Annotated in this window: 16 protein-coding genes and 1 tRNA gene; 5 read left to right on the forward strand and 12 right to left on the reverse strand. The window is 72.0% G+C overall.

Annotated features, from left to right (window positions below; genetic code table 11):
- Window positions 1–274 precede the first annotated feature (274 nt).
- The 4 genes from AB0B76_RS53590 to AB0B76_RS53605 all read right to left on the reverse strand — a co-directional run bounded on the left by AB0B76_RS53590 (window position 275) and on the right by AB0B76_RS53605 (window position 3,823).
- Window positions 275–889, reverse strand: a complete 615-nt coding sequence (locus AB0B76_RS53590) for a 50S ribosomal protein L25/general stress protein Ctc (protein ID WP_360392438.1) — start codon at window positions 887–889, stop codon at window positions 275–277.
- Window positions 890–1,218: 329 nt separating this feature from the next.
- A complete protein-coding gene (locus AB0B76_RS53595; RefSeq protein WP_360392441.1) occupies window positions 1,219–2,199 on the reverse strand; it encodes a ribose-phosphate diphosphokinase in 981 nt (326 codons plus the stop codon).
- 33 nt (window positions 2,200–2,232) lie between these two features.
- A complete protein-coding gene (gene glmU, locus AB0B76_RS53600; RefSeq protein WP_360392444.1) occupies window positions 2,233–3,738 on the reverse strand; it encodes a bifunctional UDP-N-acetylglucosamine diphosphorylase/glucosamine-1-phosphate N-acetyltransferase GlmU in 1,506 nt (501 codons plus the stop codon).
- 10 nt (window positions 3,739–3,748) lie between these two features.
- Window positions 3,749–3,823, reverse strand: a tRNA-Gln gene (locus AB0B76_RS53605).
- A gap of 220 nt (window positions 3,824–4,043) precedes the next feature.
- On the opposite strand from AB0B76_RS53605, the gene AB0B76_RS53610 reads away from it, so the two are divergent.
- The gene (locus tag AB0B76_RS53610) at window positions 4,044–5,021 is read left to right on the forward strand and encodes an acyl-CoA desaturase (RefSeq protein ID WP_360392446.1); all 978 of its coding nucleotides are present in this window, start codon (window positions 4,044–4,046) and stop codon (window positions 5,019–5,021) included.
- A 77-nt stretch (window positions 5,022–5,098) separates the two neighbouring features.
- Window positions 5,099–5,701 (forward strand): TetR/AcrR family transcriptional regulator, encoded by a 603-nt coding sequence (locus tag AB0B76_RS53615; protein WP_360392449.1) that lies wholly within the window; start codon window positions 5,099–5,101, stop codon window positions 5,699–5,701.
- Here AB0B76_RS53615 and AB0B76_RS53620 read toward each other — a convergent pair.
- The 6 genes from AB0B76_RS53620 to AB0B76_RS53645 form a co-directional block, all read right to left on the reverse strand.
- Window positions 5,682–6,812, reverse strand: a complete 1,131-nt coding sequence (locus tag AB0B76_RS53620) for a CehA/McbA family metallohydrolase (protein WP_360392452.1) — start codon at window positions 6,810–6,812, stop codon at window positions 5,682–5,684. The genes AB0B76_RS53615 and AB0B76_RS53620 overlap by 20 nt on opposite strands.
- Window positions 6,813–6,888: 76 nt before the next feature.
- Entirely contained in the window at window positions 6,889–7,356 is a 468-nt protein-coding gene (locus tag AB0B76_RS53625) for a DUF4383 domain-containing protein (protein ID WP_360392454.1), read from the reverse strand.
- Window positions 7,357–7,376: 20 nt separating this feature from the next.
- Window positions 7,377–9,173 carry an ABC-F family ATP-binding cassette domain-containing protein gene (locus AB0B76_RS53630; RefSeq protein ID WP_360392514.1) on the reverse strand — a complete coding sequence of 599 codons (1,797 nt, stop codon included), beginning with the start codon at window positions 9,171–9,173 and terminating at the stop codon, window positions 7,377–7,379.
- A gap of 10 nt (window positions 9,174–9,183) precedes the next feature.
- Entirely contained in the window at window positions 9,184–10,131 is a 948-nt protein-coding gene (locus tag AB0B76_RS53635; RefSeq protein ID WP_360392456.1) for a 4-(cytidine 5'-diphospho)-2-C-methyl-D-erythritol kinase, read from the reverse strand.
- A gap of 9 nt (window positions 10,132–10,140) precedes the next feature.
- Window positions 10,141–10,992, reverse strand: a complete 852-nt coding sequence (gene rsmA, locus AB0B76_RS53640) for a 16S rRNA (adenine(1518)-N(6)/adenine(1519)-N(6))-dimethyltransferase RsmA (RefSeq protein ID WP_360392458.1) — start codon at window positions 10,990–10,992, stop codon at window positions 10,141–10,143.
- 82 nt (window positions 10,993–11,074) lie between these two features.
- Window positions 11,075–11,932 carry a TatD family hydrolase gene (locus tag AB0B76_RS53645; protein WP_360392461.1) on the reverse strand — a complete coding sequence of 286 codons (858 nt, stop codon included), beginning with the start codon at window positions 11,930–11,932 and terminating at the stop codon, window positions 11,075–11,077.
- 81 nt (window positions 11,933–12,013) lie between these two features.
- Between AB0B76_RS53645 and AB0B76_RS53650 the strand changes: the two genes are divergently transcribed.
- On the forward strand, window positions 12,014–13,195 hold the full coding sequence (locus AB0B76_RS53650) for a hypothetical protein (RefSeq protein WP_360392463.1): 1,182 nt from the start codon (window positions 12,014–12,016) through the stop codon (window positions 13,193–13,195).
- On the opposite strand, the gene metG is transcribed toward AB0B76_RS53650, so the two are convergent.
- Window positions 13,196–14,959 (reverse strand): methionine--tRNA ligase, encoded by a 1,764-nt coding sequence (metG, locus tag AB0B76_RS53655; protein ID WP_360392466.1) that lies wholly within the window; start codon window positions 14,957–14,959, stop codon window positions 13,196–13,198.
- Between the two features lie 106 nt (window positions 14,960–15,065).
- Between metG and AB0B76_RS53660 the strand changes: the two genes are divergently transcribed.
- Window positions 15,066–15,887: a hypothetical protein gene (locus AB0B76_RS53660; protein WP_360392469.1), complete on the forward strand. Its 822-nt coding sequence runs from the start codon at window positions 15,066–15,068 to the stop codon at window positions 15,885–15,887.
- A gap of 9 nt (window positions 15,888–15,896) precedes the next feature.
- On the opposite strand, the gene rsmI is transcribed toward AB0B76_RS53660, so the two are convergent.
- Window positions 15,897–16,733, reverse strand: a complete 837-nt coding sequence (gene rsmI / locus AB0B76_RS53665) for a 16S rRNA (cytidine(1402)-2'-O)-methyltransferase (protein WP_360392517.1) — start codon at window positions 16,731–16,733, stop codon at window positions 15,897–15,899.
- Window positions 16,734–16,762: 29 nt separating this feature from the next.
- Here rsmI and AB0B76_RS53670 point away from each other — a divergent pair, with 29 nt between their 5' ends.
- On the forward strand, window positions 16,763–18,337 hold the full coding sequence (locus AB0B76_RS53670) for a phospholipid carrier-dependent glycosyltransferase (RefSeq protein ID WP_360392472.1): 1,575 nt from the start codon (window positions 16,763–16,765) through the stop codon (window positions 18,335–18,337).
- Window positions 18,338–18,398: the final 61 nt, after the last annotated feature.

Below are 18,398 nucleotides of genomic sequence, written 5' to 3' on the forward strand. Positions count from 1 at the left end.
GCTTGCGGACGTGTCGGCGCTTGGGGCGAAGCGAAGCGGAGGGGCCGCTCGCCATAGGCACAGGGCTGGCGCCGACACCGGAGCTTGCGGAGGTGTCGGCGCTTGGGGCGAAGCGAAGCGGAGGGGCCGCTCGCCATAGGCACAGCGCTGGCGCCGACACCGGAGCTTGCGGAGGTGTCGGCGCTTGGGGCGAAGCGAAGCGGAGGGGCCGCTCGCCATAGGCACAGGGCTGGCGCCGACACCGGAGCTTGCGGAGGTGACGGCGCTGGGGCGATCAGGCCTCGGCGGCCGCGGGCGCCGGCTCGACCGGAGCCTCCTCGGCGGTCTCGGACACGATCGACTGGTCCTGCGCGGCCGAGACGATCGCGATGACGAGGTCGGGGTCCGCGGCGAGCTCGACGCCCGCCGGGAGCTTGACGTCGGCCGCCTTGACCTGGCTGCCGGCCGGGAGGCCCTCGATCGAGGCCTCCAGGTGCTCGGGCAGCTTGGTCGCGTCGGCCAGCACCGCGAGCGTGTTGCTCTCGGTCATGACCAGCGTGTCGCGGGCCGCCTCGCCGACGAGCTGGACGGGGATCTCGACTGTCACCTTCTCGCCGCGGCGGACCACCAGCAGGTCCACGTGCTCGAAGGTGTCCTTGATCGGGTCGCGCTGGATCGCCTTGGGCAGGGCCAGGGCGGTGCTGCCGTCGGAGATCTCGATGTTGAAGATCTGGTTCTTGCCGCCGTGGCGAATGGCCGCGGCGAACTCACGGGCGGGGAGGGCGATGTGGCGGGGCGCTTCGCCGTGGCCGTACAGCACGGCTGGCACCTTGCCGGCCCGGCGCGTGCGGCGGGCACCACCCTTGCCGAACTCCGTGCGGGGCTCGGCGCTGATCTTTACCTCGGACACGACAGAACTCCTGATGCGGTTGTGCGGCGGGCACCGGCCTGCGCGACCGGTAACAGTTGTCTATGTGCGGCGCTCGGGCGAGAGGCGCTTGGGGCACGGGCCCTGAGCACCGCGTCGATCACGGAGCCCGCTTGGCCGTCGTGCCGGTCACTGTGTGGCCGTCGGGGTTAGAACACCCGGCAGTCACACGGAGACCGCAACGCCTGGCCCGTAAGGAGCACCCTCGCCGTGGCAACCGGTCTAGCTTACCCGAGGCACGAACCGTCACTCACGGGGTGCCCCGTCTGATTGCGCAGATCACGCATGCGCGTGAGCCGAACGGCCGAAACTCAGGACAAACCACCGAAGAGGGTGGTGACGGAGCCGTCGTCGAACACCTCGCGGATCGCTCGGGCGAGCAGCGGGGCGATGGAGAGCTGGGTGATCTTTTCAACCTTACGGTCCGGAGGCAGGGGCAGGGTGTTCGTCACCACAACCTCGCTGATCTTGCTCGTGTCGAGCCGGGAGCAGGCCGGGTCGGACAGCACCGGGTGGGTCGCGGCGACCACGACCTCGGCGGCGCCCTCGTCGAAGAGGATGTCCGCGGCGCTGACGATGGTGCCGCCGGTGTCGATCATGTCGTCGACGATCAGGCAGACCCGGCCCTCGACCTCGCCGACCACGCGGTTGGCCACGACCTGGTTGGGCTTGCTGGGGTCGCGGGTCTTGTGGATGAACGCGAGCGGGCACCCGCCGAGCCGGTCGGTCCACCGCTCGGCCACGCGTACCCGGCCCGAGTCGGGCGCGACGACCGTGATCGGGCGGCCGGCGTACTTGGCCTCGATGTGGTCGGCCAGCGTGTTCATCGCGAACAGATGATCGACCGGGCCGTCGAAGAAGCCCTGGATCTGCGCGGTGTGCAGGTCGACGGTGAGGATCCGGTTGGCGCCGGCGGTCTTGAGCAGGTCCGCGATCAGGCGGGCCGAGATCGGCTCGCGGCCGCGGTGCTTCTTGTCCTGCCGCGCGTACGGGTAGAACGGCAGCACGACCGTGGTGCGCTTGGCCGAGCCGCGCTTGAGCGCGTCGACCATGATCAGCGTCTCCATCAGCCAGTCGTTGATCGGCGAGACCATCGACTGCACCACGAACGCGTCGGAACCGCGGACGGATTCGCGGTACCGGATGAAAATCTCACCGCTGGCGAAGTCGTAGGCGTCCATCGGGGTCGGGTCGACCCCGAGCACGGCGCCGATCTCCTCGGCCAGCGCGGGGAAGCCCCGGCCGGAGAAGAGCATGAGGTTCTTGCGGTTCTCCGAACTGATGCTGGCCATTGGGGTCGCCCGCTCCCGATCTCGTGGTTGCGCTCATTGTTCGTCGGGAAGACCCGTTTCAGCCACCTGACCGGCCCCGGCGTGGTTTTCTTCACGTGCTCGGGCGGCGCTGGCCGCGTCGGCGGCCGCGGTGCCCGCCCGCTTGCGCTCGACCCAGCCCTCGATGTTGCGCTGCTGGGCCCGGGAGACCCCGAGTGCGCCCGGCGGGACGTCCTTGATGATCACGCTACCGGCGGCCGTGTAGGCGCCGTCACCGACGGTCACGGGCGCGACGAACATGTTGTCGGCCCCGGTGCGGGCGTGGGCGCCGATGACCGAGCGCTGCTTGCGCACGCCGTCGTAGTTGACGAAGACCGAGGCGGCGCCGATGTTCGTGTGCTCGCCGATGGTGGCGTCGCCGACGTAGGTCAGGTGCGGCACCTTCGCGCCCTCGCCCAGCGTCGCGGCCTTGGTCTCCACGAACGTGCCGACCTTCGCCTTGCGCCCGAGCTCGGAGCCGGGGCGCAGGTAGGCGAACGGCCCGACGGAGGCCTGCGGCCCGATGTGCGAGGAGAGGGCGTGGGTGCGCACGACCGTGGCGCCGGGGCCCACGACCACGTCGATGAGCGACGAGTCCGGGCCGACGACCGCACCCTCCCCGATGCTTGTCGCGCCGCGCAGGTGGGTGTTGGGCTCGACGACCGCGTCGCGCTCCAGCGTCACCGTCACGTCGATCCAGGTGGTGGCCGGGTCGACGATGGCCACCCCGGCCCGCATCCAGTCGCCGTTGATCCGGTCGCGCATCAGCGCGCGCAGGCCGGCCAGCTCCGCACGGTCGTTGGCGCCGAGGGTCTCGGTCGCGTCCGGGGCCCGGTGGGCGACGATCGGGGCGCCGTCGGCGGCCAGCAGGCCGATGACGTCGGTGAGGTACTCCTCACCCTGGTCGTTGTTCGTGGAGAGCTTGCCGAGCATCGCGCGCAGCGCGGCGGCGTCGAAGACGTAGGCGCCGGAGTTGATCTCCCGGATCGCGCGCTGGGCCGGCGTCGCGTCGCGCTCCTCGACGATCGCCGCGAACTCCCCGCCCTTGTTGCGCACGATGCGCCCGAGCCCGGTGGGGTCGGGAACCTCGGCGGTGAGCACGGTGGCGGCGGCCTTGGTGCCCTCGTGGGTGTGCACGAGGGCGGCGAGGGTGTCGGCGCGCAGCAGCGGGATGTCGCCGTTGAGCACGACCACGGTGCCGGTCAGGTCGGGGTCGGCGTCCAGCGCGATGCGGACGGCGTGCCCGGTGCCGCGGCGCTCCTCCTGGGTGACCGACCGGGCCTGCGGCGCCACCTCGGCGAGGTGCTCGCGGACCTGGTCGCCCCCGTGGCCCACGACGACCGTCACGGTGCCGCTGTCCAGGAACGGCTCCGCCGCGGCCAGCACGTGCCCGAGCAGGGTGCGCCCGAGCAGGGGGTGCAGGACCTTGGGGATCGCCGACTTCATCCGCTTGCCCTCGCCGGCGGCCAGGATGATCACGTTTCTCACGGAGCGCTCCTCGACGGTGTCGGTGCGCCTCATCGTAGTCAGGTGGCTGGGGTGCCTGGATTCGAACCAGGACTGCAAGGCTCCAAAGGCCTGCGGGCTGCCGTTACCCCACACCCCATTCCGCCGCATGGGAAGCCTAACTTGCGCGTCGATCCCTTTTGCCCCAGGGGCGCCGCGTCAAGTTCAGCCGTTCGTGCCGGTCCCCGGCCGGACGAAGATCACAATGGAGTCGCCGGTAATCGGCTTGACACGAGCTTCGTATGGCCAACCTACGCCCCCGTAAGTTACGGTGACGTAGGCGTAGCCCGCCCGCCCGCCGAGTCCCCTTGAGAGGTGCCATGTCCGTATCGGTCCTTGATTCCACGTCCACCGAAGGCCCCGATCGCGGGGCGAAGCCGCTGACCGAGGGCAAGCAGCCGACCAGCATCATCATCGCGCTGTGGGCCTTCGTGGTGCTGCCGTTCGTGGCGCTGGTCGCCGCCGTCCCGGTCGCCTGGGGCTGGGGCCTGAGCTGGCTCGACGTCGTGATCGGCGTCGTCTTCTACGTCATCGGGGGACTGGGCATCGGGACCGGTTTCCACCGGTACCTCACCCACGGATCATTCAAGGCCAACCGCGGGCTGCGCATCGCGCTGACGATCGCCGGCAGCACCGCGATCGAGGGCAACCCGACGCAGTGGGTGGCCGACCACCGCCGCCACCACGCGTTCTCCGACCGCGAGGGCGACCCGCACTCGCCCTGGCGCTTCGGCGAGAGCTTCGGCGGCCTGGTCAAGGGCCTGTTCTACGCCCACGTGGGCTGGCTGTTCTTCCGCGAGCTGGCCAACCGCGACCGCTTCGCCCCCGACCTGATGGCCGACAAGGACATCCAGCGCGTCGACAAGGCGTTCCCGCTGATCGTCACCCTCTCGGCGACCCTGCCCGCGATCATCGCCGGCCTGGTCACCTGGTCGTGGCAGGGCGCGCTGTCGGCGTTCTTCTGGGCCGGCCTGATCCGCATCGGCCTGCTGCACCACGTGACCTGGTCGATCAACTCGATCTGCCACGTCTACGGCGAGCGGCCGTTCGAGACCCGCGACGGCGACCGGGCCAGCAACTTCTGGCCGCTGGCGATCCTGTCCTTCGGCGAGAGCTGGCACAACCTGCACCACGCCGACCCGACCAGCGCCCGCCACGGCGTCGACCGGGGCCAGATCGACATCAACGCGCGGCTGATCTGGATCTTCGAGAAGCTCGGGTGGGCGACGAACGTCCGCTGGCCCAAGCCCGACCGGCTGGACGCCAAGCGCGTCGCGGCTGGCACGATGAACGGGTGACCGAGCGCCCGGATGACACCACGCAACCGCGGCCGCCGGTGCCGCCGCCCGTCGTATCAGCCAAGTCACGGGTGCGGATGTCCTCCGCACAACGCCGTGAGCAGCTGATAGCGATCGGGCGGGCACTGTTCGCCGAGCGAGGCTTCGACGCCACCTCCATCGAGGAGGTGGCGTCGCGCGCAAAGGTCTCCAAGCCGGTGGTGTACGAGCACTTCGGCGGCAAGGAGGGCCTCTACGCGGTGGTCGTGGACCGCGAGGTGCGCTCGCTGCTGGACCGGATCACCAACGCGCTCACCGCCGGCCACCCGCACGAGCTGCTCGAGCAGGCGGCGCTGGCGCTGCTGGACTACATCGAGGCCGAGACCGACGGCTTCCGGGTGCTGGTGCGCGAGGCCCCGGTGATGTCCGGGAGCGGCAACTTCATGAGCGTGCTCAACGACGTGGCCCACCAGGCCGAGCACATCCTGGGCGCGGAGTTCAAGCGGCGCGGCTTCGACCCCAAGCTCGCCGAGCTGTACTCCCAGGCCCTGGTCGGCATGGTGGCGCTCACCGGCCGCTGGTGGCTGGAGGTGCGCAAGCCCAAGAAGGAAGTGGTGGCCGCGCACCTGGTCAACCTCGCCTGGAACGGGCTGTCCAACATGGAGGGCAAGCCGACCCTCGTCACCGGCGCGGGGAAATGAAGAACGGGCTCAGGTAGGCCACGGCGAGCCCGGCCGAGCGGTAGCCCGGCAGCGGCTCGGCCCGCGGGTCCGCCGGGCGGGCCGGGTCGGTGATCCGCAGAACCACCCAGTCGCCCTCCTCGATGGGCGTGCGCAGGCGCAGCGGGCCCGCCGAGACGCGGAAGTCGTGCTCCGAGACCACGGCCGGCACCGGCTCGCCCCGCTGCAGCACCTGCAGGCGCAGCGGGTGCCCGCGCCACTCGTCCGGCGCCGCGAAGTCCAGCTCGATCTCCCCGATCCGGCGGCGGTACCCCGAGAGCCCACCCATCGCCGTGCCGTCCAGCCGTGCGTCGACGCGCAGGCCGCGTTCCCGGGTGGCGAACATGCGCCGGCCCAGCATCGCCGCCCGTACCCCGTCGCGGCTGCGGCTGGGGGCCCACAGGCCGGTACGCCCGAGGCCCTCGTGGAAACCCCAGCCCTCGCGGTGCTCGTCGGTCACGCCGGCCAGCCCGACCCGCCAGCCCGCGTCCAGGCAGGCCACCAGCGGCGAGAGCTGCCCGGCAGCGCTTCCGGCATGCGCTCGGGCGGTCACACCCTCGAAGAGGTAGTCCTCGTCCCGGTTGAACATCTCGAGCGCGACCAGGCGCCGGGCCAGGCGTGGGTCGTACCGGAACAGCCCGAAGCGACCGGGCTCGCGGCCCGGGTGGTTGAAGCCGATGAGCTCGTCCCCGGCCGCGAGCCACTCGTAGAAGGCCGGGATGGCGGCGGTGTCCGGCGGCACGGGCTCGACCCAGCGGTCGCCGCCCCAGACGTTCATGTGCCCCAGCGAGGTGCTCGACCACTCGAACCCGCGCACCGCCACGAACGCGCCGGGCTCGTCGGCGGCGTCGGCGAGCTTGCCGAGCCGGATCCAGCCCTCGTCGTCGATTGTCTTGTCGGGCTCGCTGGGGCCGTACGCGTGGTCGGTGATCGCGGCGACGTCGAGGCCGGCGGCCCGCATGGAGGCGAACGCCTCCTCGGCCCGGCCGGCCCCGTCCGACAGTCGCGTGTGGTTGTGCAGGTCGGCGTGCAGCAGGAGCTCGCCCCCGGCGGGCGGCCGGTCACCCTCGGCGATCAGCAGCGCGTCCGTCATGCCTCCACCAGAGCACCGCGAGGGTACGGGGGCATGTGGGCGGTACGAACTCCGGGAAAACCCTGCTTCGAACGGGTCAGGCGGTGGCGCGGGCGTCGGCCCGGCGCTCCTCGTGGGCCGCGGCGACGGGGCCGACGCGGTCGTAGAGGCTCGCGGTGCCGGTGATGCCGGCCAGGATGAACGTGACGATCACGTTGATCATGGAGAAGGCGAACACGTTCGCCTCGGTCTGCAGGAGGGCGAGCGACCCCATGCCGACCACGGTCAGGACCACGCCCGCCAGCTGGTTGACCTGGTGGGCGAGGTTGCGGCCGACGATGTTCCCGCCGAGCACGACCACGCCCGCGATGATCGAGAGCAGGGAGAAGGCCGGGTTCGTGCGCAGGCCCAGCACCCACTCGGCCTCGTCACGCGTGAAGAAGTCCGAGCCGGACGTCTGGATGAAGCCGACCACGCCGAAGACCAGCATGTAGAGGCCCGCCACCGCGCACAGCAGCCGGTAGAGCGGCCGGAGGTGGTGGTTGACCGGGAAGTGTGAGGCCATGCGCCAATCCTAAGATGACCTCACCCGGCGATCTCGGCCAGGGCGAGCCATTGCTCCTCGAAATCGGCTTTCTCCTGCTGTACCGCGCGCAGCTGGGCGTCCAGCTCGGTGATCTTCGAGTAGTCGGTGGCGTTCTCGGCGAGCTGGCTGTGCAGCTGCGCCTCCTTCTGGCTGAGGCGGTCGATGCTGCGCTCGATCTTGGAGAGCTCCTTCTTCGCCGCCCGCTGGTCCTTCTCGCTCGCCCGCAGGTCCGACGCCCGCTCGGTGCTCGGCGCGCGGGTGACCGGCCCGGACCCGAAGCCCTCGGAGTCGGTCACGTGGGTCAGGTACTCGTCCACCCCGCCCGGCAGGTGGCGCAGCCGCCCGTCGCCGTGCATGCCGAAGACGACGTCGGCGACGCGCTCGACCAGGTACCGGTCGTGGCTGGCCACGATCAGCGTGCCCGGCCAGGTGTCCAGCAGGTCCTCGAGCGCGGCCAGGGTGTCGATGTCGAGGTCGTTGGTGGGCTCGTCGAGCAGCAGCACGTTGGGCTCGGTGGCCAGCAGCCGCAGCAGCTGCAGCCGGCGCCGCTCGCCGCCGGAGAGGTCGCCGACCGGGGTCCACACGCGGGCCCCGGTGAAGCCGAAGACCTCGGCCAGCTGCGACGCGGAGAGCTCGCGGTCGCCGAGCTTGACCCGCTTGGCGACCTCCTCGACCGCCTCCAGCAGCCGCAGGTCGTTGGGCAGCTCGCGCAGCTCCTGGGACAGGAACGCCGGGCGGACCGTGGTGCCGCGCACCACGCGGCCGCCGTCGGGCTCGCGGAGGCCCGCCAGCACGCGCAGCAGCGTGGTCTTGCCCGCGCCGTTGGCGCCGAGCACGGCGATCCGGTCGCCGGGCCCGACGATCCAGTCGGTGGGCCCGAGCAGGGTCCGCTCCCCCGCCTCGAGCCGCACGCCCTGCAGCTCGTACACCTGCTTGCCCAGCCGGGTCACGGCGAGGCGCTGCAGCGAGACGTTGTCGCGGGCCGGCGGGACGTCGGCGATGAGCGCGTTGGCGGCGTCGATGCGGAACTTGGGCTTGCTGGTGCGGGCCGGCGGGCCGCGGCGCAGCCAGGCGATCTCCTTGCGCAGCAGGTTCTGGCGGCGCGACTCGGTCTCGGCGGCGACCCGCACCCGCTCGGCCCGGGCCAGGGTCCAGGCCGCGTACCCGCCCTCGTAGGCCCGCACGGTCGCGTCGGCGACCTCCCACGTGTTCGTGCACACCGCGTCGAGGAACCAGCGGTCGTGGGTGACGACCATGAGCGCGCCGCGGCGCTGGAGCAGGTGGCGGGCCAGCCAGGCAATGCCGGCCACGTCGAGGTGGTTGGTGGGCTCGTCGAGGATGAGCAGGTCGGCCGGGCGCACCAGCAGCGCGGCCAGCGCGACCCGGCGCCGCTCGCCGCCGGACATCGGCCCGACGGGCGCGTCGAGGCCCAGGTGCGGCATGCCCAGCCCGGCCAGCACCGTGCGCACGCCCGCGTCGCCGGCCCACTCGTGCTCGGCCGCGAACCCGGCCGGCAGCCAGGCCGTACCGAGGATGACGTCGCGCACGGTCGCCGCCGGCGGCAGGTCCAGGGCCTGCGGCAGCGCGGCCACGCGCAGGTCGCGGCGGTGGGTGACCCGGCCCTCGTCGGGCTCCTCGGCCTTGGTGAGCATCCGCAGCAGGGTCGTCTTGCCGGCGCCGTTGAGCCCGACGATGCCGATCCGGTCGCTGTCGTCGATGCCGAGGGAGACCTCGTCGAAGATGCGCCCGGCCGGGTACGTCTTGGAGACCTTGTCGAGACTGACGATGTTGGCCATCTTCACGCCCTCACAGAACTCGGGCGCCGGGAACGGGGCCGACGGCGGTCTTCACGGCCCGGCAGCACTTGCGCGACTCCAGCTCGGCGGCGAGCATGGCTGCGTGCCGGGCGTCCTCGGCCAGGAACACGCAGGTCGGGCCGGATCCGGAGACCAGGCCGGCCAGGGCCCCCGCGTCGAGCCCGGCGTCAAGCACCGCGTGCAGCTCGGGCCGCAGGTGCAGGGCGGGGGCCTGCAGGTCGTTGGCGAGCCGGCCGGCGAGCACCTCGGGGTCGCGCTGGCGCAGGGCCGCGAGCAGGTCGTCGGGCGGCCCGGCGCTGGAGTGGCCGCCGAGCTCGTCGAAGGTGCGGTACACGACCGGCGTGGAGAGCCCCTCGTCGGCCACGGCGAGCACCCAGTGCCAGGCGTGGCCGCCGGTGAGCACGGGGCTGACGAGCTCGCCCCGCCCGGTGCCCAGCGCGGTGCCGCCCAGCACCAGGAACGGGATGTCGGAGCCGAGCGTGGCGGCGATCGCGGCCAGGTCGTCGCGGGACATCCCGGTGCCCCACAGGTGGTCGCAGGCCACGAGCGCGGCGGCGGCGTCGGCGCTGCCGCCGGCGAGCCCGGCCGCGATCGGGATCTGCTTCTTCAGGTGCAGCCGCGCGTGCGCGTCGTGCCCGGTCTCGGCGGCCAGCGCCCGCACCGCGCGCAGGATCAGGTTGTCCTCGCCCAGCGACAGCTCGCCGGTCCCCTCGCCCTCCATGGTGAGCGTCAGGGTGTCGCCGCGGCGGGCGGTCAGCTCGTCGTAGAGGCCGATCGCGTGGTACACGGTGGTGAGCTCGTGGAAGCCGTCCGCACGCGCCGGCCCGACGCGCAGGTGGAGGTTGATCTTCGCGGGCACGCGGACCCGGACCGGTCCGTGCGCGGCCAGGCGCGGCCGGTCGAACTCCTCGTCCTCGGAGAAGAGCGGCTCGGTCACTGCTGCACCCTACCCGGGCGCGTCCGCGGTCCCGCGTTGGCTCGCGATCCGAGTGAAGTCCTCCACCGTGAGCTGCTCGCCCCGCAGGCGCGGGTCGACCCCGGCCGCGCGCAGGATGCGCTCGGCCTCGACCGGCCCGCCGGCCCAGCCCGCCAGCGCCGCCCGCAGCGTCTTGCGCCGCTGGGCGAACGCGGCGTCGATCACCGCGAACGTGCCGGCGCGGTCGGCCGCCCGGGGCTCGTCGAGCGCCGCGAAGCTCACCAGGCCCGACTCGACGTTCGGCACCGGCCAGAACACCGACGCGGGCACCTTGCCGGCCTGGCGCGCGGTCGCGTACCAGGCCAGCTTCACGCTCGGCACGCCGTAGGTCCGCGACCCCGGTCCGGCGGTGAGCCGGTCGGCGACCTCCTTCTGCACCATCACCAGCCCCCGCCGCAGCGACGGCACGGTCGCCAGCAGGTGCAGCACGACCGGAACGGCGACGTTGTACGGCAGGTTGGCCACCAGCGCCGTGGGCTTGACCGCGGACAGGTCGGTCCGCAGCGCGTCGCCGGCGATGACGGTCAGCCGCTCCGCCTGCTCCGGCAGGTGCCGCGCCACCGTCTCCGGCAGCGCCGCGGCCAGCGGCGGGTCGATCTCCACCGCGCAGACGGCGTTGCCGTGCTCCAGCAGCGCCAGGGTCAGCGAGCCCAGCCCCGGCCCGACCTCCAGCACCAGGTCGTCCGGGGCCAGCTCGGCGGCGCGCACGATCCGGCGCACGGTGTTGGGGTCGTGCACGAAGTTCTGCCCGAGCTGCTTGGTGGGGCGGATGCCGAGCCGCTCCGCCAGCTGCCGCACGTCGGCCGGGCCCAGGAGGGTCACGCCGCCACCTCCGCAAGCTCCGGTGCCGGCGCGACAACACCGTGCCCCTGGTGAGCGGCCCCTGCGCTCCGCTCCGGACCGCTCACGCCCAGCTCCCGAAGGCTCGCTCGCCGTTGGCGGAGATCGCGGCGCACAGGGTCTCGAGGTCGTGGCCCATGACCTCGGCCAGGGCGCGGACCGTCAGCGGGATGAGGTAGGAGGCGTTGGGGCGGCCGCGGAAGGGCGCCGGCGTCAGGAACGGCGCGTCGGTCTCGACCAGGATCGCGTCCAGCGGGGTGATCGCTGCGGCCCGGCGCAGGTGCTCGGCGTTGCCGAAGGTCACCGTGCCGGCGAAGCTCAGCAGGAAGCCGCGGTCGAGGCACTCCCGGGCGAACTCCTCGTCACCGGAGAAGCAGTGCATGACCACCTGGTCGGGCGCGCCCTCCTCGTCGATCACGGCGAGGATGTCGTCGTGCGCGTCGCGGTCGTGGATGACCAGCGCCTTGCCGTACCGCTTGGCGATGGCGATATGCGCGCGGAAGCTCTCGTGCTGGGCCTTGCGCCCCGCCTCGCCGGTGCGGAAGTAGTCCAGCCCGGTCTCGCCGATCCCCCGCACCCGCGGGCGGCCGGCGAGGCCCTCGATCTCGCGCAGCGCGGCGTCGAGGTCGGCCTGCCGGGGCGCGTCGTTGGGGTGCAGCGCCACGGTGGCGAGCACCGCCGGGTGGCGCTCGGCCGCCTCGGCGCCCCAGCGCGACGACCCGACGTCGACGCCGACCTGCACGAGCCGGTCGACGCCGGCCTCGGCGGAACGGGCGATCGCGTCCTCGACCGTTACCGGCCCGCCGGCGCCTTCACCCTCAAGGGTGATGTCGATGTGGGTATGGCTGTCGAGCACCGCGACCGGCAACGGCTCGGGTACAGGCGGAAACGCGCCCTGGCGACTGTGTTTTCTGGCACTCATCGGGGTCAAGCATGCCATCCTCGATGCGTAGTTAACGTTCCGTTCACTTCGCCACAACCACCCCGCCCTAGCGTCGCGCAAGTGACGGTAATCGGACACGCGGAAGGGTCCGCGACCCACAGCGTGACGATCGACGGGGTCAGCTACCCGGCCGAGGAGATCGCTCAGGGCGCAGCCTACGAGGTCTACGCGACGCGCGCGGCCCCTGGATTCCTGCCCAACCCGCGACCGGGCGCGAAGTGGCCGTACCGCCGCTTCATCCACGCCACGGAGGTGGCCTCCGCCCTGGACGGGCTGGAGGACGAGCCGCTGCTGATGCCCGTCACCCGGGCGCTGGACTGGACCGCGATCCACCGCCTGAGCCAGACCCCGGCCGCCGCGTCCGCGCTCGCCCCGATCCGCCGCACCGCCGCCGTCCGGCGCGGCACCCGGATGATCAAGTTCCTCTCCGGCCGGCAGTTGCAGGGTTACCTCAAGGGCTGGCCGATCAGCGGCTTCTGCTACCGCGCCTTCGACGTGGCCCACCTGCGGACGCCCGAGGACCTGGCCATCCTGTCCGGCGAGACCACCGGCGACGTGGTCTTCGCGGTGCGCTGGCGGGCCGTGGACGCCGACGACTACGACGTGCCGCTGGCGGGCAACTACGGCGGCCTGGTGACCATGCCCCCGCACGACCGCCTCGGCCCGCCCGTGATCGGCACCGGCTTCGCCCCCAGCGGCAAGCACATCGTGCCCGAGTTCGTCACCGCCGACCTGGCCGAGCTCCCCGTGCCGGCGAACACCTCCCTGGTCGCCTACACCGGCGACGGCACCGAGGTCACGCTCTACACCTACCTGCCCGAGCAGCGCGCCTGGAGCCGCATGCACGGCCCGCAGTGGCGCCACCTGCTGCCCGGCGCCTCCGACCAGGAGTACTTCCCGGTCGACCCGCCGATGACCCGCTACCTGGGCACCTACCGCGACAACCTGTTCGAGGCGATCGTCGACCCGCCTGGCGAGTTCCGCGTGGCCGCGAAGACCCGGGCCGCGCGGTACCCGCTGGAGTCCCTGGGCCGCCGCGTACCCCGCGCCACGTGGCGCGACGCCGGCTGCACGGTGATCCGCCAGGAGGGCGACTGGCTGCGGCTGCGGCTGTCCCGCCCGGACGGCGACCAGGTCGCCCGCCTGGGCGCGCACTGCGTCGAGCGGGGCCTGTACGAGGCGTGGGCGCCGGCCAACGAGGTGGTCGACGCCCACGAGAGCGATCACTGGTACCAGCTGTAGCTAGCCCTGCAGCCGGGCCAGCTCCTCCTCGACGATGGACTCGTCCAGCTTCTTGAACACCGGGGTCGGCGCGGCCAGCTTCGTGCCCGGCTCGATCGCCACGTGCTCCCACTTGGCGCCGACGGTGTAGTCGCCCGTCAGCACCGGGTAGGTGCGGCCGTTGTCCAGGTCCTCGACGTCGCGGATCTCGGGCATCGGGGCGTGTACGCCCGCGCCGCCGAGGAGCTCGTGGATGCGCTGGGCAGCGTGCGGCAGGAACGGCGTCAGCAGGGTGTTGCAGTCGCGCACGGCCTGGAGTGCCACGTGCAGGACCGTGCCCATGCGGGCCTTGTCCTCCTTGAGCTTCCACGGGGCCTGGTCGGAGAAGTACTTGTTGACCTCGCCGACGATGCGCATGGCCTCGGTGATGGCGGCCTTCTGGCGGTGCTTGCCGATGAGCGCGCCGACCGAGTCGTAGCCGGCCCGGACGGCGGCCAGCAGTGCGCTGTCCTCCGCGGTGAGCTCGAGCGCCGGCGGGATCTCGCCGAAGTTCTTCGCGGCCATCGAGATCGAGCGGTTGACCAGGTTGCCCCAGCCGGCCACGAGCTCGTCGTTGTTGCGCCGGCGGAACTCCGACCAGGTGAAGTCGGTGTCGTTGGACTCGGGGCCGGCCACGGCGATGAAGTACCGCAGGGCGTCGGCGTCGTAGCGCTCCAGGAAGTCCCGCACGTAGATGACCACGCGGCGGGAGGAGGAGAACTTCTTGCCCTCCATCGTGAGGTACTCCGAGGAGACCACCTCGGTCGGCAGGTTCAGCGCGCCCAGGGACTGCGGCTTCGGCCCGGAGTAGCCCAGCAGGATCGAGGGCCAGATCACCGAGTGGAAGACGATGTTGTCCTTGCCCATGAAGTAGTACGCCTGGGCCTCGGGGTCCTGCCACCACTGCCGCCACGCCTCGGGGTCGCCGGTGCGGCGGGCCCACTCGATCGAGGCCGACAGGTAGCCGATCACCGCGTCGAACCAGACGTAGATGCGCTTGTCGTCGCGGTTGCGCCACGCCTCCAGCGGGATCGGCACGCCCCACTCCAGGTCGCGGGTGATCGCCCGGGGCTGGAGGTCGCCGATCAGGTTGCGGGAGAACTTCAGCACGTTGGGCCGCCAGCCCTCGCGGGTGTCGAGCCAGGCGTTGAGCTGCTCGGCGAAGGCGGGCAGGTCGAGGAAGAAGTGCTCGGTCTCGACGAACTCCGGGGTCTCCCCGTTGATCTTCGAGCGCGGGTTGATCAGCTGGTCGGGGTCGAGCTGGTTGCCGCAGTTGTCGCACTGGTCACCGCGGGCGCTGTCGTACCCGCAGATGGGGCACGTCCCCTCGATGTACCGGTCGGGCAGGGTGCGCCCGGTCGACGGGGAGATCGCGCCGAGCGTGGTCTTGGCGACGATGTACCCGTTGTCGTACAGCCCGGCGAAGAGCTCCTGCACGACCTGGTAGTGGTTGCCGGTCGTCGTGCGCGTGAACAGGTCGTAGGAGAGCCCGAGGCCGTGCAGGTCCTCGACGATCACGCGGTTGTAGCGGTCGACCAGCTCGCGCGGGGTCACGCCCTCGGCGTCGGCCTGCACCTGGATCGGGGTGCCGTGCTCGTCGGTGCCCGAGACCATCAGCACGTCGTGGCCGGCCATCCGCATGTAGCGGCTGAAGACGTCGGAGGGCACCCCGAAGCCGGACACATGACCGATGTGGCGCGGTCCGTTGGCGTAAGGCCAGGCGACCGCGGCGAGAACACGACTCATGACCTGAGCGTAGTGACCCGTCCCGGTGTTCCGCGAACAGGATAAGTTCGGCCGACACGCGCCCCACGTCCGAAACGTCGGCTATCGCCCGTAGTCCAATGAAAACGTGAGCGAAGACCAAGTTCGGCGGGGATGGCGGGGGCAGGCCGCGGGGATACCCCCGGCCCGGGTCCTGGTGCCGGCCGCCGCTCGGCCCAGCGCCCCGTCCCTGGCCGCGCCCGAGGACTTCCCGCTGTGGCCGACGACGACCACGGTGGCGCTGCACGAGGTCGAGCCGGACGTTGCCGATGAGGTCGCCGCGGCACACGAGGCCGGGCGCGCTGCGGTCGCCGACCACCTGGCCGGGCGGCCCGAGCAGTGGCCGCCGCCGGCCATGCGGGTCATGCGCCGGCCCCGCGACGACCGCCGCACCGCGCCCGAGCGCCGGCCCCGCCAGCGCCGCGTGCGCCCAGCCCGCGGCCCGGTCGCCGGGCTGAGCGCGATGCTCGTCATGGCACTGCTGACCGGGTTCTTCGCCTGGACCAGCGCCGAGCCGTTCTGGCTGGACATGGGGCACCGGGTGCGGGGTACCGCGGAGATCACCTCCTGCCAGGGCTCGGGCGTGCTGCGCCGCTGCCTGGCCGAGTTCACCCGTCCGGGGGCCGAGAAGGTCGCCGGCACCCGGCTGATGGGGCTGGACGAGCCCGCCGGGTCCACGGTGGCCGCGGTGATGGTGCCGGGCGGGCGGATCGCGTACGCCGGCAACCCGTCCGGGCTGCGGGTGCGCTGGGCGGCCGGGCTCGGGCTGATGGTGCTGTGCGGCATCGTGCTGGCCTGGCTGACGGGCGCCTGGCGCCTCGGCCGGCTGCGCGACCGGCTCGTCGCCTGGACCCTGACCGCCGCCGCCCCGCTGGTGCTCGGCGCCGCGATCGTCCTCGCGGCCTACTGAGAAGGGGGCTCACTTGTGAGCGATGACCGCCGCGTAGACCTCGCGCTTGGCCAGGGCGTGGCGCTTGGCCACCTCCAGGGTCGCCTGCTTGCGGTCGGTACCGCCGGCCACCAGCGCGGCCACCTCGGCCGCCAGGGCCTCGCCGGAGGGGCGCTCGGCCGCGGTGGCGGGCGCGCCCGCGACCACGAGCGTGATCTCGCCCCGGGCGGTCTCGGCGTCCGCGGCCAGGAAGGCCAGCGTGCCGCGGCGGATCTCCTCGTACGTCTTCGTGAGCTCCCGGCACAGCGCCGCCGGGCGGTCCTCGCCGAAGGCCAGCGCCATGTCGGCCAGGGTGTCGGCGATGCGGTGCGGGGACTCGAAGAAGACCAGGGTGCGCGGCTCGGCGGCGAGCGTCGCGAAGAACGAGCGGCGCTCCCCGGGCTTGCGCGGCGGGAACCCCTCGAAGCAGAAGCGGTCGCACGGCAGCCCGGAGACGGCCAGCGCGGTCACCACGGCGCTCGGGCCGGGCGCGGCGGTGACCGGCACCCCGAGCGCGACGGCGGCGCGCACGAGCCGGAAGCCGGGGTCGGAGACGCTGGGCATGCCGCCGTCGGTCACCACGGCGACCGTGCGCCCGGCCGCCAGGTCCTCGGCCAGGTCCGGGGTGCGCCGCTCCTCGTTGCCCTCGAAGTAGCTCACCAGCCGGCCGGTGATCTCGACCCCGAGGTGCTGCGCGAGCCGGCCCAGCCGGCGCGTGTCCTCGGCCGCGATGACATCGGCGGTTGCGAGTGTTTCACGCAGGCGGGGGGACGCATCCTCGGGATTTCCCAGCGGCGCTCCGAGCAGAATCAACGGCACATGTGCGATGGTGGCATCCCGACCCCTACGATCGCTCAATGACCTCGGGTGTGCTGACCCAACAAAGCGAGCCGGAGAGCCCCGCCCCCGCCCCGGTGCCGTCCAGCGGGCCGCGTGCGGTTCCCGACATCGTCCGCCGCCGGCTGGCCCGCGCGCCGAAGGGCGGGCTCAACTTCTGGCTGGTCGCGGCGCTGATCACCGGCGTCGGGCTGGTACTGCGCCTGGTCAACCTCGCGCACCCGAAGGACGTCATCTTCGACGAGGTCTACTACGCCAACGAGGCGCAGGACCTGCTCCAGCGGGGCGTGGAGTGGAACCCCGAGGACAATACGCCGCAGTACGTCGTGCACCCGCCCCTGGGCAAGTGGATGATCGGGATCGGCGAACAGCTCTTCGGGTACAACTCCTTCGGTTGGCGCATCTCGGCCGTGACCGTCGGCGCCATCTCGATCCTGCTGATCATCATCGCGGCCCACCGCCTGTTCCGCTCCACGATCCTCGCGGGCGCCGCCGGCCTGCTGATGTCGCTGGACGGCATGCACTTCGTGCTCTCCCGCGTGGCCCTGCTCGACATCTTCCTGATGTTCTGGATCGTTGTCGCGTTCTTCTTCCTGGTGCTCGACCGCGAACAGCGCCGGGCCCGCTGGCTGAAGGTGCTCGACGACGGGTTCGATCCGGACCGGCCGCGCGCGCGGGCCCGGCTGGGCTTCCCGTGGTACCGCCTGCTCTGCGCGATCTCGCTCGGCCTCGCCTGCGGCGTCAAGTGGAGCGGCATCTACTACGTGCTGATCTTCGCGGTGGCCATGGTGCTGTTCGACATGAGCGCCCGCCGCAGCGCCGGCTTCAAGCACTGGATCCGCGACACCGTCCTGGCCGAGGGCGTCATCTGGTTCGCGGGCACGATCGCCATCGCCGCGGTCGTCTACATCAACTGCTGGTGGGGCTGGTTCCTCTCCGACGGAGGGTACTTCCGCCACTGGTACGCCGAGACCAACGGCCTGCCGCACGACCGGTTCATCGACCCGCTGGTGAACCTGTGGCACTACCACAGCGAGGCGTACAAGTTCCACACCGGCCTGAGCACCAAGCACCAGTACCAGTCGTGGCCGTGGCAGTGGCTGCTGCTGGGCCGCCCGGTGGCCTTCTACTGGGAGCAGTCCGGCCCCTGCGGCGCTCCCAGCTGCGCCTCGGAGATCCTGCTGCTCGGCACGCCGCTGCTGTGGTGGTCGTTCCTGCCGGCGCTGATCGCGCTGGGCTGGCTGGCCGTCGCCCGCCGCGACGGCCGCGCCTGGCTGATCATGGCGGGCGCCCTGACCGGCATCCTGCCCTGGTTCAACGAGATGCCCGAGCACCGCACGATGTTCTACTTCTACTGCCTTCCGGCCGAGCCGTTCCTGGTGCTGGCCGTGGTCTACGTGCTCGGCGCGATCCTCGGCCCGGCCCGCCACCTGCGGCCGAACAGCGACCAGCGGCTCATCGGCGCGATCATCGTGGGCGCGTACATGCTCCTGGTCGCCGCGTGCTTTGCGTACTTCTATCCGATTTACGCGGGAATGAACATTTCGTATACCGAATGGTTCTCACGTATGTGGCTCGGATCGCGCTGGGTGTAAATCTCGGACGGGAGTGGGTACCAGTTAGCCGACAAGCCTGCCCTATATTGTTTGCCGCACG

It is taken from the genome of Dactylosporangium sp. NPDC049140 (assembly GCF_040648435.1).

What these genes read in the sequence shown, in the direction of transcription:
- AB0B76_RS53595 (WP_360392441.1), bottom strand. Translation starts at nt 2,199, where the DNA reads ATGGCCAGCATCAGTTCGGAGAACCGCAAGAACCTCATGCTCTTCTCC.
- glmU (WP_360392444.1), bottom strand. Translation starts at nt 3,738, where the DNA reads ATGAGGCGCACCGACACCGTCGAGGAGCGCTCCGTGAGAAACGTGATC.
- AB0B76_RS53610 (WP_360392446.1), top strand. Translation starts at nt 4,044, where the DNA reads ATGTCCGTATCGGTCCTTGATTCCACGTCCACCGAAGGCCCCGATCGC.
- AB0B76_RS53615 (WP_360392449.1), top strand. Translation starts at nt 5,099, where the DNA reads ATGTCCTCCGCACAACGCCGTGAGCAGCTGATAGCGATCGGGCGGGCA.
- AB0B76_RS53620 (WP_360392452.1), bottom strand. Translation starts at nt 6,812, where the DNA reads ATGACGGACGCGCTGCTGATCGCCGAGGGTGACCGGCCGCCCGCCGGG.
- AB0B76_RS53625 (WP_360392454.1), bottom strand. Translation starts at nt 7,356, where the DNA reads ATGGCCTCACACTTCCCGGTCAACCACCACCTCCGGCCGCTCTACCGG.
- AB0B76_RS53630 (WP_360392514.1), bottom strand. Translation starts at nt 9,173, where the DNA reads ATGGCCAACATCGTCAGTCTCGACAAGGTCTCCAAGACGTACCCGGCC.
- AB0B76_RS53645 (WP_360392461.1), bottom strand. Translation starts at nt 11,932, where the DNA reads ATGAGTGCCAGAAAACACAGTCGCCAGGGCGCGTTTCCGCCTGTACCC.
- metG (WP_360392466.1), bottom strand. Translation starts at nt 14,959, where the DNA reads ATGAGTCGTGTTCTCGCCGCGGTCGCCTGGCCTTACGCCAACGGACCG.
- AB0B76_RS53670 (WP_360392472.1), top strand. Translation starts at nt 16,763, where the DNA reads ATGACCTCGGGTGTGCTGACCCAACAAAGCGAGCCGGAGAGCCCCGCC.